The following is a 14,129-nucleotide window of genomic DNA, read 5'->3' as shown; positions in this document are numbered from 1 at the left end:
AACGCCAGGCGCCCCGGACCTTGTCGGCCCGGGGCGCCTGGGAAGTCGCTCGTCAGTTGCTCAAGCGGCACGACCATGGCAGCCGGCGGGCCGGTCGCCATAGGTAAAGAGGAAGGTCGGGTGCGTGAGCATGGGGCAAGTATGCCCGGCCGGCCGCGGCCGGCCAACACGGATCGCATGGTGAGACGGGGCCCGGTTCCGGCGGCGGGACGTGCCCCGCCGCCACCTCGGTAGAATTGGGAGGCACAAGACTCCCGCCCCACCGCCGGAAGGCACCTCGTGTCATCAGCGTCTCCCGCTGCCAACGCGCCCGACACCGTCCTGGTCGTCGACTTCGGCGCGCAGTACGCCCAGCTCATCGCCCGTCGCGTCCGCGAGGCGCGGGTCTACAGCGAGATCGTGCCGAGCACCATGCCGGTCGAGGAGATCCTCGCCAAGAACCCGGCGGCGATCATCCTGTCCGGCGGCCCCTCGTCCGTGTACGAGGAGGGCGCCCCCCGTCTCGACCGCGAGCTCTTCGAGGCCGGCGTCCCCGTCTTCGGCATGTGCTACGGCTTCCAGCTCATGGCCCAGAGCCTGGGCGGCCAGGTGGACAACACCGGCGCCCGCGAGTACGGCCGTACCGACCTGCACGTCTCCAGGAACTCCTCCACCCTCTTCGAGGGCACCCCGGACGAGCAGGCCGTCTGGATGTCGCACGGCGACGCCTGCTCCGCCGCCCCCGAGGGCTTCACCGTCACCGCCTCGACGGACGTCGTCCCGGTCGCCGCGTTCGAGAACGACGAGAAGAAGCTCTACGGCGTCCAGTACCACCCCGAGGTGATGCACTCCACGCACGGGCAGCAGGTGCTGGAGCACTTCCTGTACCGGGGCGCGGGCCTCACCCCGGACTGGACCACCGGCAACGTCATCGACGAGCAGGTCGCCGCCATCCGCGAGCTGGTCGGCGACAGGCGCGCCATCTGCGGTCTGTCCGGCGGCGTGGACTCCGCCGTCGCCGCCGCCCTCGTCCAGAAGGCCATCGGCTCCCAGCTGACCTGCGTGTACGTCGACCACGGTCTGATGCGCAAGGGCGAGACCGAGCAGGTCGAGAAGGACTTCGTGGCCGCGACCGGCGTACAGCTCAAGGTCGTGGACGCCCAGGAGCGGTTCCTCACCGCTCTGAAGGGGGTCTCCGACCCCGAGGAGAAGCGGAAGATCATCGGCCGGGAGTTCATCCGGGTCTTCGAGCAGGCCCAGGCCGAGATCATCGCGGACGCGGGTCCGGCGGTGGAGTTCCTGGTGCAGGGCACGCTCTACCCGGACGTCGTCGAGTCCGGCGGCGGCACCGGCACCGCCAACATCAAGTCCCACCACAACGTGGGCGGCCTGCCCGAGGACCTCGAGTTCCAGCTGATCGAGCCGTTGCGCAAGCTGTTCAAGGACGAGGTCCGGATGGTCGGCCAGGAACTCGGCCTGCCGGACGAGATCGTCCACCGCCAGCCGTTCCCCGGCCCCGGCCTCGGCATCCGCATCGTCGGCGAGGTCACCAAGGAGCGGCTCGACCTGCTCCGCGAGGCCGACGCCATCGCCCGTGAGGAGCTGACCGCGGCCGGTCTCGACCGGGACATCTGGCAGTGCCCGGTCGTGCTGCTGGCGGACGTGCGGTCGGTGGGTGTCCAGGGCGACGGCCGCACCTACGGCCACCCGATCGTGCTGCGCCCCGTCTCCAGCGAGGACGCCATGACCGCCGACTGGTCCCGGCTGCCGTACGACGTCCTCGCCAAGATCTCGACCCGGATCACCAACGAGGTGCGGGACGTCAACCGCGTCGTCCTCGACGTGACCTCCAAGCCGCCGGGCACCATCGAGTGGGAGTAGTCCCCGCCGTCACCTAGGTCCGCTTGAGAGTGCGCACCGGCTCTCCGGGCTTCCAGACCTGGACGACCAGGTACTTCTCGTCCTCGACGCAGGTCCTCACGACCTCCGTCAGTTCGGTGCGGAAGAGGTGGAACGGCTCCGGCGGTTCCACCTCTTCGGCGTACCTGCCCCGGGTGTCGTCGTCGGCGATCTCGACCGCCCGGCCGCCGATCCGGACGTCCCCGCCGCCCATGCCCGTGCCGTCGCCGGGGTTCGCCTGGAGCGCGAAGCGCGGGTCGCGGCGCAGATCGAGTGCCTTGAGCGAGTCCGGCATCATGCCGAACCAGAGCTCTCCGTCCAGAAAGCGGACCTCCAGGCCGGTGGTGCGGGGTGAGCCGTCCTTGCGCAGGGTCGCGAGGACGTGATGGGTGTACGCGGCGAAGCGTTCCTCCACGGTCTTCGCGAGGTCCGGTTCGGCGGCGGTGAAGGCCGCCCAATTCGTGTGCATGGGCCGAGTGTGGCGGGGATACCGGACATCTTGTGTCGGGTATCGGCGGTGTCCTCCGGACGGAGCAGCGGGGCCCGTGCGCTTCTTTATCGAAGAGAGCTGTCGTTCGGGGCTGCCCGCCGGTAACTTCCGCCCCGTACGCAACCCCCCCGCGGGAGGACTCATGCACGGGCCCACGTCGCCCCTGCCGCTGCCCACCGACAAGCTGCGCTTCGCCATGCCGCCCCGGCACGAGTCGGTCGAGGACGAGCGCCGGCACCGCAAGGAGCGGCTCGCGGGCGCGCTGCGGCTCTTCGGGCGGCTCGGCTTCGAGGACGGTGTCTCCGGGCACATCACCGCACGCGACCCGGAGTTCAGCGACTGCTTCTGGGTCAACCCGTTCGGGATGTCCTTCCGGCAGGTCACCGTGAGCGACCTGGTGCTCGCCAACCGGGACGGCCAGGTCGTCGAGGGCGGCCACCACGTCAACCAGGCCGCGTTCACCGTGCACGCCCAGGTGCACGCGGCCCGGCCCGACGTCGTCGCCGTCGTCCATTGCCACTCGGTGCACGGCCGCGCCCTCGCCGCCCTCGGCGACCTGCTCGACCCGATCACCCAGGAGAGCTGCGCCTTCTACGAGGACCACGCCCTCTACGACGCCTACAGCGGCGTCACCGTCGACGCCGAGGAGGGGCGGCGGATCGCGGATGTGCTCGGCTCTCACAAGGCGCTGGTGCTGCGCAACCACGGGCTGCTCACCGTGGGCGACTCGGTGGACGCGGCGGCCTGGTGGTTCGTGACGATGGAGCGGTCCTGCCAGGTGCAGCTCACCGCGAAGGCGGCGGGCCGGCCCGTCCTCATCGACCACCGGCAGGCGGTGGCGACGCGGGAGCAGCTGGGCGGGGACCTGGTGGCGTGGATCAACTACCAGCCGATGTGGCAGGACATCAGCCGGAGCGAGCCGGATCTGCTGACGTAGGCGGCAGGTCAACCCGGTGCCCTGAAGTTCACTCGTCCGGACCGGGCCTGCCGGACGGGGAGGGGGCGGGGTAGGGCACAATTCGCTGTCGTCACCGGGGACTTGCGTGGGGACGGTGGCAGTGATCGTGGGTCGATTCGTGGTTGTGACGGCGGGGAAGGCGGGCTTCGGGCGTGGCGGTGCAGGAGGCGAGGCAGGGCGGCCCCGACATGGGCGCCCACGGGGGCGGCTGCACCTGCGGGGACTGTCCGCACGGGGTGCGTGAGGGGCATCGGCGCGCGGTCGCCGCGTTCCTGCTGAAGCGGGACGAGTTCGCGGCCGGGCAGGGAGTGCCGGCCGCGGTGGCCCACTCCGCCTCCGCCTCCCGGCAGTGGGTGTCGGAGGAGCTGACGCAGGCCGCGGAGGTCGTCGCCGAACGGGGGCGGGCCGAGGGCGCGGCGTGGCTGGTGCGGCTGTGGCGGCGGACCGCGGGTGTGGTGTGGGCGGGCGTCGTGCTGCTGCTCCTGGGACAGGCGCTCACGGCGATCGGCGCGGGGTGGACCGCCGCGCGCACCGCCGGGTTGCTGGCCGCGCTGGTGGTGGCCGGGGCACTGACCGCCGCGTCGTGGTTCCACCGGGCGCGCGGGGGTGTGCTGGCGCCGGTGATCGGGGAGGACAACCGGCTCTCCACGTCCCGTGCGGTGGCCGCGTGCTGGGTGCTGTTCCTGGCGTTCGCGGTGCTCGTTCTGGTGGGGCGGCTCGCGGCCGCCTCCGGCCACCGGGAGCGGGACGCTCTGCTCGACGGGCTGGAACTCGCCCGCGGTGCCGGTGTGGTGACCGTGCTGGCCGTGGTGTGCGGTATCGCCGTGCTGGTGCGGCGGGTGGTCGGGCTGCGGGTGCTGGGGCAGCGACTGCAGAAGGTACGCGCGTACCGGCCCAGGGCGGCGGACCTGCTGACCGACGACTCGGGGCGGGGCAGCTTCGCCGACATCCAGTACGTCGTGATCAGCGGCGTCGCCCTGGTGTTCGCGGCGGTGCGGCTGGCCCGGCGACCGGACCAGCTGCCGGATCTGCCGTGGGGGCTCGCGGTGGTGGTGCTGGTGTCGGCGGCGACGTATCTCGCGGGGAAGTACGCGGAGGGCGGCCGTCCGGTCATTCTCTCGGTGGTGCGTGCGCGGGAGGCCGGAGATCTGGACGCACCGATCCGGACCGGGGACGACATCGAGATCCGGGGGGCCGGGTTCGTGCCGGTGGGGGCGCAGGGGGCGGACCGGTTGTCGCGGATGGTGGTGCGGGTGGGGCCGGTGCACGTACACGTGCCGTTGGTCCCGGTGACGGGGGGCTTCGACAACCCGACGGACGCGCTGCTGACCGTGCCCGTGCCGGCGGAGGTGGAACCGGGACGGGTGGAGGTACAGGTCGTCACGGCGGCGGGCGTGGAGACGAACCGCTACGCCATCGACGTGACGGACTAGACGGACACCCGCTTCCGCGGGCAGTCGTGCCGCTGGGGTGGCACGGGTGGGCGCGACGGCACTCCGCAAGCACCGGGCCGCGCGAACACCCCGGCCCGCACCAACGCGGAGCACCCCCACCAACACCCCCACCCACAAGCACCGCACCCCGAAGAAAACCCCGCCTTCAGGATTGAGCCGCCGTCATTTGTCGTACGTATGGTCTATTGAGGAGTGCCGGCACAGCAGTGAGAGGCGGCGGACAGCGATGACTCACGGTATGCGCGCGGACACGTACTCCCCACACTCCGGCGGCGGCGGAGACTGGCGGGACACCGCCACCCGCTACGCGCTCGTGCCCCTGCGCATCTTCCTGGGCATCACCTTCATCTACGCCGGCCTCGACAAACTCACGGACAGCGCGTTCATGAAGGACGCCGGCGCCGGATCGATCGGCGACATGATGCGCGGCGTCCGCGATTCCTCCGCCCTTCCCGCACTGGTCGACATGGCGTTGGAGAGTCCTGTCGCATTCGGTTACGCCATCGCCCTGGGGGAGTTGGCCGTCGGGGTCGGCACCCTGCTCGGCCTGCTCACCCGCCTGGCCGCCCTGGGCGGCGCGCTGATCTCCCTCAGCCTGTGGCTGACCGTGAGCTGGGCCGCCGATCCGTACTACTACGGCAATGACCTCCCGTACATGTTGTGCTGGGTACCCCTCGTACTGGCCGGCGCGCCCCTCTGGTCACTGGATGCCCTGATCAGGAACCGACGCGGCCGAGGGCGCTACTAGGGTTGTAGCCTCCCCTATCTGATGATCTGATGGCCCGGATTCCGCTGGTGCCGGCGGGCGCTCCGCTGCTGTCCGTGGACGCCGCTCTGCGCGCGCGACGGCGGCAGCGGAGGGGGAGTACCGGTAGCGCCCGCTCAGGGTGCCGTCTCCGCGTCGGTCCTCCGGGGGACCGACCTGCCTCGGCGGCGGCGCATGAGGCCGGTCAGGGAACCCACCGCGCCGGCCAGGCAGAGCCCGCCGGTGACCACGGGGATCACCACGAACCAGGGGGTCTCCCAGGCGCCGCCCGCGTCACCGGCGTAGATCACCGCGGCGAGGGTGAGGAAGGCGCCGGCCACCAGCCTGCCCGGCTGGAACTCATGACGTAGCACGGCTCACCTCCGCCTGTCCCGCGCCGACCTGGAGATCGAGGTCGAGCGTGCCCCCCTCCTTGACGCCGGCCGGCGGCTCCAGGGTCACCTCCTTGTGCTTGCCCGGTGCCACGTCCACGTCCTTCCTCCTGTCGCCCGGCAACTGGATGTCACCCACTCCCACATCGACGCTCAGCCTCACGGTCACGTCCCTGGGCACGATCACGTGGATCCGGCCCAGGCCGACATCGGCCCGTGTCGAGACGGTTCCGTCCGCGGGGACGCGTATCGCCGACAGGTCCAGGAGGCCTTCCCCGGCGCCCAGGTCGTAGGCCGGGCGTATCTGCGCGACCGAGGCCGGCTCCCAGGTCGTGTGCGTCCACTCGGTGCCGATGTCCTTGGGCAGGGCGGCCGACCCGGCGAGCAGGCCCGCCGTGACGACCGCCAGGATGATCGATCCCGCCCCGGTGCGGCCGAGGAACGCGCTGACGGCCACGCCGATGCCGAAGACGGCGAGCGCGCAGGCGAGACCGGTCTGCAGGCTGGTGCCGAGCGGGTGTTGCTCCCACGTCAGTTTGGTGCCGAGACCTCCGGCGAGCAGGGCGAACAGGAAGATCCAGCCGCCGGTCCCGCGGGGGCCGCGCGGCGTCGGCGGCCGGCGGAGCGGCGCGTACGCGGTGCCGCGGGTACCGGTGCGGGGGTCGAGGCTGATGTCGACGGCGGCGGCGATGTCCATGGCGCGGGAGTCCTGGGGGCCCCACAGATAGCCCGTGCCCCCGACGTGTGTGCCGTCCTTGACGATGGGATCACGCCACCACGACGGGAAGGCGGAGGGGGCCGGCGGTGCCTGGGGCTCCGGCGGGGCGTCGGCCACGGCCTGGGCGGCTATGTGATCGGGGCTGGGCGCACCGCGCCGCCGTGACCAGTACCCGGCGCCGGCGAGCAGCAGGGACAGTATGACGGCGAAGCTCAGCACCCCGTCGTTGCTCAGCATGGTGAGGAAGACGCCGCAGCCGACCAGCGCGAACAGCACGGCCGTCAGGGTGTGGCCGTCGACCCGGCCGGTCAGCAGCCGGCGGATCTCGTTCTCCTCGTCGTCCTCGTACGGGACGAAGAGCCAGGTGAAGCCGTAGAAGATGAGGCCGATGCCGCCGGTGGCGGACAGGACCGCGAGCGTGATCCGGAAGATCACCGGGTCCATGTCGCACTGCCGGCCGAGCCCCGCGCACACCCCGCCGAGCATCTGGTGCCGGCGGTCGCGCCGGAGGCGTCCGCTGTCGTCGGCCCGCTCCGGTGGCGGGTCGGCCGCTCCCCCCGGGGCGGAGACGGGTCCCGGATCCGTCGCGGCGTGCTGGTGATCGGTCATGGGTCCATGGTGACGGGCGAGCCGCCGCGGCGGCAGTCGGTACGACCCTGGCCGGACCCTGATATCGGCCCCCGAAGGAGGCCGGGGGAGCGTTCGGCGGTCCCGGCCCGTGGAGATCAGGGGAGTCTCCGGGGCCGACCCTGATGCTCCGGTACTTCGGGCGTGTGACCATCAGTGGCATGTCGGAAGCCGCAGCAGCGCCCGTAGCCGAGCCGCGGCCGCCGCGCAAGCTCTACCGCAGCAGCGACGGACGCTGGCTCGGTGGTGTGGCGCGAGGGCTCGCGGGACACCTCGGGCTGCCCGTGATCTGGGTACGTCTCGTCTTCGTCGGTCTGTTCATGGCCGACGGTCTCGGTGCGCTGCTGTACGCCGCGTTCTGGTTCTTCGTACCGCTGGGCGTCGGCGGGGTGGACGCGCAGAAGCCGCCCTCCCTGGTGACGACGGAGACCTCGCCGGACGGCCGGCGCAGACTCGTCACCCGGAAACCGGACAAGGGCCAGATCGTCGCCCTGCTCCTCATGGTCGTGGTGGCCATGATCTTCGTGGGCAATGTGAACCTGACCAACGGCGCCAGGGCCTACCTCTGGCCGACCGTGCTGGTCGGTGCGGGCGTCGCCCTGGTCTGGCGGCAGGCGGACAACGCCCGCCGGGCCCGCTGGATGGAGGTCGGCCGCCGCCGGCGCACGGTCACGCTGCTGCGGGCCGTGGCCGGTGTGCTCCTGGTGACGGCGGGGGCCTCGGGCATCTTCGTCCTGCGGGGCTCCGGCAGCCACCTCGGCTCGGTGCTCCAGGCGGCCCTCGCGGTCCTCGTCGGCATCACCCTCCTCGCAGGCCCCTACCTCGTGCGCATGACACAGGACCTCTCCGAGGAGCGCCTGATGCGCATCCGGGCCCAGGAACGCGCGGAGGTCGCCGCCCATGTCCACGACTCGGTGCTGCACACCCTCACCCTGATCCAGCGCAACGCGGACAACGCGGGCGAGGTGCGTCGCCTGGCCCGGGCCCAGGAGCGCGACCTGCGCGCCTGGCTCTACAAGCCGGAGGGCAACGGCAAGGACGAGGACGACGAACCCACCACGCTCGCCGAGGCGGTGAAGCGCAACGCCGCCGAGGTGGAGGACAAGCACGGTGTCCCCCTCGAGGTCGTGGTCGTCGGCGACTGCCCGCTCGACGAGAGAATCGGTGCACAGATGCAGGCCGCGCGCGAAGCGATGGTCAATGCCGCCAAGTACGGTGGCGAGGGAGGCGCGGTGCAGGTCTACGCCGAAGTCGAGGGAAGGACGGTCTTCGTGTCCGTCCGGGACCGCGGCCCCGGCTTCGACCTGGACTCGATACCCGCCGACCGCATGGGCGTCAGAGAATCGATCATCGGCCGCATGGAGCGCTACGGCGGCACGGCGCGGCTGCGCGCGGTGCCGGACGGCGGCACGGAGGTCGAGCTGGAGATGGAAAGGGCGGAGAAGACGTCATGAGCGAGCCGACCGAGGTGAACGGAACGACGGGAGCGGCACAGGGAGCCGAGTCCGCGGAATCGGCCGCCGGTACCGCCGGGCGTCATGTGCGCGTCGTCCTCGTCGACGACCACCGCATGTTCCGCACGGGCGTCCAGGCGGAGATCGGGCAGACCGAGCAGACCGGTGTCGAGGTGGTCGGCGAGGCCGCCGACGTCGACCAGGCGGTCACGGTCATCACCGCCACCCGGCCCGAGGTGGTCCTGCTCGACGTGCACCTGCCCGGTGGCGGCGGTGTCGAGGTGCTGCGCCGCTGTGCCCCGTTGATGGGTGACGCCGAGCAGCCGGTCCGTTTCCTTGCCCTGTCCGTGTCGGACGCGGCGGAGGACGTGATCGGGGTGATCCGGGGCGGTGCCCGCGGATACGTGACCAAGACGATCACCGGGACCGACCTGGTCGACTCGATCTTCCGGGTGCAGGAGGGGGACGCGGTCTTCTCGCCGCGTCTGGCCGGCTTCGTCCTGGACGCCTTCGCCTCGACCGACGCCCCGCCGGTCGACGAGGACATGGACCGCCTCACCCAGCGCGAGCGGGAGGTACTACGGCTGATCGCCCGGGGCTACGCCTACAAGGAGATCGCCAAGCAGCTGTTCATCTCGGTGAAGACGGTCGAGTCCCACGTCTCGGCGGTCCTGCGCAAGCTCCAGCTGTCCAACCGCCACGAACTGACCCGCTGGGCGACGGCGCGGCGGCTGGTCTGAGCGGGCCGTTCGGACCACGCGCGTGGCGCCTGCGAAGGGCATCTCGCCGGGAGCCGCGCGGCTCCGGTGGCGGGTTGTGCGGAAGTGGCGTGAGCGGACCCGTCGGGGGACCACAAGTGGCAGGGGCCCTGCTCCGGCTTCGTCGTCTTCGCTCAGGGTGATGACCGATGTGCCGGAGGAAGGACGGATGAGGGCGCCGGAGTGCTACGCGGCGGCTATGGCTAGGCTCCGGCCTCATGGACGTACTCATCCACCTCTTCGTCGGTCTGCACATCATCGGCATCGCGTCGCTCCTCGGCGGTTTCCTCACCCAGATGAAGGCGATGGGCGCGGGCACCGCCCGGTTCGTCCCCGCGATGCTGCACGGTGCGCTGACGATGCTGGTCACCGGTGTGGTCCTGGTCGGCCTCAACCAGGCCCAGGACTACTCCGTCGACAACATCAAGATCGGCGTGAAGCTGGCCCTGCTGATCGTGATCCTCGGCCTGGTCTATGTGAAGCGGGACGAGGAGAGGGTGGACAAGGGCCTGTTCGGCCTGGTCGGCCTGCTGACCGTGACGAATGTCTTCATCGCGGTGCTGTGGACCTGATCGCCTCCGCCCGGCGCCGCGTGCAGGGGCGCCGGGCTCCGTCCCCCGAGCAGGTCAGGCGGGGCGCACCACGCTGTGGATCGAGGACTCGCCGTCGTAGAAGATCGACTCCTCGCGGACGTACGTGCCGGGCTTCGGCGCGTGGATCATCATCCCGTTGCCGATGTAGATGCCCACGTGGGTGACATCGTCGTAGAAGAAGACCAGGTCACCGGGGAGGGCCTGGGAGACGGGGACCGTCGTGCCCGCGTCGACCTGGTCGTAGGTGGTGCGCGGGACGGTGACGCCGGCGGCCTTCCACGCGGCCTGGGTGAGGCCTGAGCAGTCGTAGGAGCCGGGGCCGGTGGCGCCCCAGACGTACGGCTTGCCGATCTGCGCGCGGGCGAAGGCGAGGGCCTTCTCGGCCTTGGTGGCGTATGAGGAGTCGGTGGACGGCGTGGTGGCCGAGCCGGAGGACCCCGAGGAGCTGCCCGACGTGCCGTCGTCCTGCTGAGCGGCGGCGGCCTCCTCCTGGGCCTTCTGCTGCTCCGCCTGCTGCCGGGCGAGCTCGGCGGCCTTGCGGGCGGCCTCCTTCTGCTTCTTCTTCTCGATCGCCGCGAGCCGTGCCTTCTCCTCGGCGGTCAGCTTCGACATCAGCGCGCGGGCGTCGGCGAGCTTCTTCTGGACGGTGGCCTTGGCCGTCTTCAGGTCGCCCTGGGACTCGGTGAGCGTCTCGAGGCTCTCGGTGGCCTCCTGGCGCTTCTTCATCGTCTCGGACTGCTGGGTGACGTAGTCGTCGACCGCTTCCTTCTGGCGGCCGGTCATCCGGTCCATCAGCTGGGACCGGTCGAAGAAGTCCTGCGGGGTGTCCGCGAGCAGGAAGGTCGCGGTGTCGGGGACACCGGAACCGGTCCGGTACTGGGCGGCGGCGAAGGTGCCCAGCTCCTCCCGCGCGTCGTTGAGCTTCTGGGTGCGCTTGGCCACGTCGTCGAGGAGGGTGCCGACCTGCTTGCGCTGCTTCGCGGTCTTCTCCTTGGCCGCGTTGTACTTCTCGGTCGCCGACTCCGCCTGGCGGTAGAGGTCGTCGACCTTCTTCTCGACCTCCTCCAGGCTCGGCCTGCCGTCGTCGGAGGGGGCGGCGGTGGCCGTCTGGGACAGCAGGGCCACGGAGGTCAGCGCGGCCGTGGCGAGGGCCGGGGTCCGTATGCCTGCCACGCGCGTGCCGGGGATGCGCGACTTGCGGTGCGACGCCAAGGGAGGCGACTCCTTCCAGTGCTCCGCCTACCGGGTTAGCTGTCGGGTTCGGGCGGGTGCTTGGAAGGGTTGCCCTACGGCCGCTCCGCGAGGGAGTGGGCCGATTCACCCCAAGGTTTCGGTGGGTCCCCGGCTCCGGCTGCCGTGATCGGCAGTGACGGACTCGGCGGAGGCCGCGCGGCCCGGCGAGGTTCGCCGGTGGGGGTCGCACGGCCCGCCCGCACCGTAGCCAACTGGTGTGGTCCCTGTGAAGGTTGATGGGTGATATGCCCGATACATTTTCGTGACCTTGCGTGTGGCGTCACGCAGGGTGAGATGATGGTTCTGGAGGGTGCGTGTTCTGCCCCGGCTGCCGGAATCCGGGGATGTTCCCGGGGCGGCCCCGGGTTGTCGGTGGAGCGCCCTAGACTCGGAGAGCGATGAGCAGCCTCTTTGACGACAGCTTCCTGGCAGACCTCCAGGCCCGGCGGGGCCCCGCGGAGGAGCCCCCGCCACCACCCGAGGACGAGCACGTACCGGAGCAGATCCCGGACGACCTGTTCGGCGGGAGGTTCGACGTGCCGCCGGACAGGGACACCCACTACCGCGACGGCGCCCCGCGCCCGGTGATCGACGCCGCCGCGCTCCTCGAAGGGCTCAACGACAACCAGCGCGCCGCCGTCGCCCACTCCGGCTCCCCGCTGCTCATCGTGGCCGGCGCCGGCTCCGGCAAGACCCGCGTGCTCACCCACCGCATCGCCCACCTGCTGGCCGAGCGGCACGTCCACCCGGGCCAGATCCTCGCGATCACCTTCACCAACAAGGCCGCGGGTGAGATGAAGGAGCGCGTCGAGCAGCTCGTCGGCCCGCGCGCGGGCGCCATGTGGGTCATGACGTTCCACAGCGCGTGCGTGCGCATCCTGCGCCGCGAGAGCAAGAAGCTCGGCTTCACGTCGTCGTTCTCGATCTACGACGCCGCCGACTCCAAGCGTCTGATGGCCCTGGTCTGCCGGGACCTCGACCTCGACCCCAAGCGCTTCCCGCCGAAGTCCTTCAGCGCCAGGATCAGCAATCTGAAGAACGAGCTGATCGACGAGGAGGACTTCGCCGCCCGGGCCGCCGACGGTTTCGAGAAGACCCTCGCCCAGGCCTACGCCATGTACCAGTCACGCCTGCGCGAGGCGAACGCCCTCGACTTCGACGATCTGATCATGACGACGGTCAACCTGCTCCGCGCCTTCCCGGACGTCGCCGAGCACTACCGCCGCCGCTTCCGGCACGTCATGGTCGACGAGTACCAGGACACCAACCACGCCCAGTACGCCCTGGTGCGTGAGCTTGTCGGCACCTCCGGGCACCCCGCCGACGTACCGCCCGCCGAGCTGTGCGTGGTGGGTGACGCCGACCAGTCGATCTACGCCTTCCGCGGCGCGACGATCCGCAACATCCTCCAGTTCGAGGAGGACTACCCGGACGCGACCACGATCCTGCTGGAGCAGAACTACCGCTCCACGCAGACCATCCTGAGCGCGGCCAACGCCGTCATCGAGCGCAACGAGTCCCGCCGCCCCAAGAACCTGTGGACCAACGCCGGCACGGGCGCGCGGATCACCGGGTACGTCGCGGACACCGAGCACGACGAGGCCCAGTTCGTCGCCGACGAGATAGACCGCCTCACGGACGCGGGCGAGGCGAAGGCGGGTGACGTCGCCGTCTTCTACCGCACCAACGCCCAGTCCCGTGTCTTCGAGGAGATCTTCATCCGCGTTGGCCTGCCCTACAAGGTCGTCGGCGGCGTCCGCTTCTACGAGCGCAAGGAGGTCCGGGACGTCCTGTCCTATCTGCGGGTGCTCGCCAACCCCGAGGACTCGGTGCCGCTGCGCCGCATCCTCAACGTCCCCAAGCGGGGCATCGGCGACCGTGCGGAGGCCATGATCGACGCCCTCGCCCAGCGCGAGAGGATCAGCTTCCCGCAGGCGCTGAAGCGCGTCGACGAGGCGTACGGCATGGCCGCGCGGTCGTCGAACGCGGTCAAGCGGTTCAACACGCTGATGGAGGACCTGCGTACGGTCGTCGAGTCCGGGGCGGGCCCGGCGACGGTTCTGGAGGCGATCCTCGAACGCACCGGTTATCTTGCCGAGTTGCAGGCATCCACCGACCCGCAGGACGAGACCCGGATCGAGAACCTCCAGGAACTCGCGTCCGTCGCCCTGGAGTTCGAGCAGGAGCGCGGCGAGGGCGAGTCGGTGGCGCTGTCCGACTTCCTGGAGCAGGTCGCCCTGGTCGCCGACTCCGACCAGATCCCCGACGAGGACGAGGACGGCTCCGGAGTCATCACCCTGATGACCCTGCACACCGCCAAGGGCCTGGAGTTCCCGGTCGTCTTCCTCACCGGCATGGAGGACGGCGTCTTCCCGCACATGCGCGCCCTCGGCCAGACCAAGGAGCTGGAGGAGGAACGGCGCCTGGCGTACGTCGGCATCACGCGCGCGCGTGAGCGGCTGTACCTGACCAGGTCGACGCTGCGCAGCGCGTGGGGCCAGCCGTCCTACAACCCGCCCTCGCGCTTCCTGGAGGAGATCCCGGCCGCCCATCTGGAGTGGAAGCGGACGGGGGCCGGCGCGCCCGCGTCGTCCGGTCCGGCGTCGGGCGCCTCCGGTTTCGCCACCCGGCGGGCCGCGGACAAGCCCGCGGTGTCGCTGGTGGTCGGGGACCGGGTCACCCACGACCAGTTCGGCCTCGGCACGGTGGTCGCGGTGAAGGGCACGGGGGCGAACACGGAGGCGACGATCGACTTCGGGGACCCCAAGCCCAAGCGGCTGCTGCTGCGGTACGCGCCGGTGGAGAAGCTGTAACCGGACGCCGGGACCC

12 protein-coding genes and 1 riboswitch are annotated in these 14,129 nt (G+C 70.9%); of the genes, 8 read left to right on the top strand and 4 right to left on the bottom strand.

The features are described from left to right. Positions 1-279 precede the first annotated feature (279 nt). Positions 280-1,860: a glutamine-hydrolyzing GMP synthase gene (gene guaA / locus ACFXAE_RS02125; RefSeq protein WP_384706714.1), complete on the top strand. Its 1,581-nt coding sequence runs from the start codon at positions 280-282 to the stop codon at positions 1,858-1,860. A 13-nt stretch (positions 1,861-1,873) separates the two neighbouring features. Here the strand turns inward: guaA and ACFXAE_RS02120 are convergent, their stop codons facing one another. Next, the gene (locus ACFXAE_RS02120) at positions 1,874-2,347 is read right to left on the bottom strand and encodes a pyridoxamine 5'-phosphate oxidase family protein (RefSeq protein ID WP_384706712.1); all 474 of its coding nucleotides are present in this window, start codon (positions 2,345-2,347) and stop codon (positions 1,874-1,876) included. 163 nt (positions 2,348-2,510) lie between these two features. Here ACFXAE_RS02120 and ACFXAE_RS02115 point away from each other — a divergent pair, with 163 nt between their 5' ends. From ACFXAE_RS02115 to ACFXAE_RS02105, 3 genes are all read left to right on the top strand, one after another. Next, complete coding sequence (locus tag ACFXAE_RS02115; protein WP_384706710.1) at positions 2,511-3,305, top strand: class II aldolase/adducin family protein; 795 nt, start codon at positions 2,511-2,513, stop codon at positions 3,303-3,305. A 173-nt stretch (positions 3,306-3,478) separates the two neighbouring features. After that, the gene (locus ACFXAE_RS02110; protein ID WP_384706708.1) at positions 3,479-4,759 is read left to right on the top strand and encodes a hypothetical protein; all 1,281 of its coding nucleotides are present in this window, start codon (positions 3,479-3,481) and stop codon (positions 4,757-4,759) included. 247 nt (positions 4,760-5,006) lie between these two features. Continuing rightward, positions 5,007-5,528, top strand: a complete 522-nt coding sequence (locus tag ACFXAE_RS02105) for a DoxX family membrane protein (protein ID WP_384706706.1) — start codon at positions 5,007-5,009, stop codon at positions 5,526-5,528. 134 nt (positions 5,529-5,662) lie between these two features. On the opposite strand, the gene ACFXAE_RS02100 is transcribed toward ACFXAE_RS02105, so the two are convergent. Then, on the bottom strand, positions 5,663-5,899 hold the full coding sequence (locus ACFXAE_RS02100; RefSeq protein ID WP_384706704.1) for a hypothetical protein: 237 nt from the start codon (positions 5,897-5,899) through the stop codon (positions 5,663-5,665). Next, positions 5,886-7,244: a PspC domain-containing protein gene (locus ACFXAE_RS02095; RefSeq protein WP_384706702.1), complete on the bottom strand. Its 1,359-nt coding sequence runs from the start codon at positions 7,242-7,244 to the stop codon at positions 5,886-5,888. The genes ACFXAE_RS02100 and ACFXAE_RS02095 overlap by 14 nt, the downstream gene beginning before the upstream one ends. A gap of 179 nt (positions 7,245-7,423) precedes the next feature. Here ACFXAE_RS02095 and ACFXAE_RS02090 point away from each other — a divergent pair, with 179 nt between their 5' ends. From ACFXAE_RS02090 to ACFXAE_RS02080, 3 genes are all read left to right on the top strand, one after another. After that, entirely contained in the window at positions 7,424-8,716 is a 1,293-nt protein-coding gene (locus ACFXAE_RS02090) for a PspC domain-containing protein (protein ID WP_384706700.1), read from the top strand. Beyond that, positions 8,713-9,456 (top strand): LuxR C-terminal-related transcriptional regulator, encoded by a 744-nt coding sequence (locus tag ACFXAE_RS02085; RefSeq protein ID WP_384706698.1) that lies wholly within the window; start codon positions 8,713-8,715, stop codon positions 9,454-9,456. Before ACFXAE_RS02090 ends, ACFXAE_RS02085 begins: the two co-directional genes overlap by 4 nt. 236 nt (positions 9,457-9,692) lie before the next feature. After that, positions 9,693-10,046 (top strand): hypothetical protein, encoded by a 354-nt coding sequence (locus tag ACFXAE_RS02080; protein ID WP_384706696.1) that lies wholly within the window; start codon positions 9,693-9,695, stop codon positions 10,044-10,046. Between the two features lie 54 nt (positions 10,047-10,100). Here the strand turns inward: ACFXAE_RS02080 and ACFXAE_RS02075 are convergent, their stop codons facing one another. Further along, positions 10,101-11,279: an NlpC/P60 family protein gene (locus tag ACFXAE_RS02075; RefSeq protein WP_384706694.1), complete on the bottom strand. Its 1,179-nt coding sequence runs from the start codon at positions 11,277-11,279 to the stop codon at positions 10,101-10,103. 7 nt (positions 11,280-11,286) lie between these two features. Beyond that, positions 11,287-11,443, bottom strand: a riboswitch (cyclic di-AMP (ydaO/yuaA leader). 255 nt (positions 11,444-11,698) lie between these two features. On the opposite strand from ACFXAE_RS02075, the gene pcrA reads away from it, so the two are divergent. Beyond that, the gene (pcrA, locus tag ACFXAE_RS02070) at positions 11,699-14,113 is read left to right on the top strand and encodes a DNA helicase PcrA (RefSeq protein WP_384706692.1); all 2,415 of its coding nucleotides are present in this window, start codon (positions 11,699-11,701) and stop codon (positions 14,111-14,113) included. Positions 14,114-14,129: the final 16 nt, after the last annotated feature.

The sequence above is a fragment of the Streptomyces sp. NPDC059454 genome, assembly GCF_042749965.1.
Lineage (GTDB): Bacteria > Actinomycetota > Actinomycetes > Streptomycetales > Streptomycetaceae > Streptomyces.
This window is presented reverse-complemented; position numbering and strand designations above follow the sequence as displayed.

Excerpts from the sequence above, each read along its gene's own strand:
- ACFXAE_RS02120 (WP_384706712.1), bottom strand. The coding sequence starts at position 2,347 with ATGCACACGAATTGGGCGGCCTTCACCGCCGCCGAACCGGACCTCGCG.
- ACFXAE_RS02115 (WP_384706710.1), top strand. The coding sequence starts at position 2,511 with ATGCACGGGCCCACGTCGCCCCTGCCGCTGCCCACCGACAAGCTGCGC.
- ACFXAE_RS02105 (WP_384706706.1), top strand. The coding sequence starts at position 5,007 with ATGACTCACGGTATGCGCGCGGACACGTACTCCCCACACTCCGGCGGC.
- ACFXAE_RS02095 (WP_384706702.1), bottom strand. The coding sequence starts at position 7,244 with ATGACCGATCACCAGCACGCCGCGACGGATCCGGGACCCGTCTCCGCC.
- ACFXAE_RS02090 (WP_384706700.1), top strand. The coding sequence starts at position 7,424 with ATGTCGGAAGCCGCAGCAGCGCCCGTAGCCGAGCCGCGGCCGCCGCGC.
- ACFXAE_RS02085 (WP_384706698.1), top strand. The coding sequence starts at position 8,713 with ATGAGCGAGCCGACCGAGGTGAACGGAACGACGGGAGCGGCACAGGGA.
- ACFXAE_RS02080 (WP_384706696.1), top strand. The coding sequence starts at position 9,693 with ATGGACGTACTCATCCACCTCTTCGTCGGTCTGCACATCATCGGCATC.
- pcrA (WP_384706692.1), top strand. The coding sequence starts at position 11,699 with ATGAGCAGCCTCTTTGACGACAGCTTCCTGGCAGACCTCCAGGCCCGG.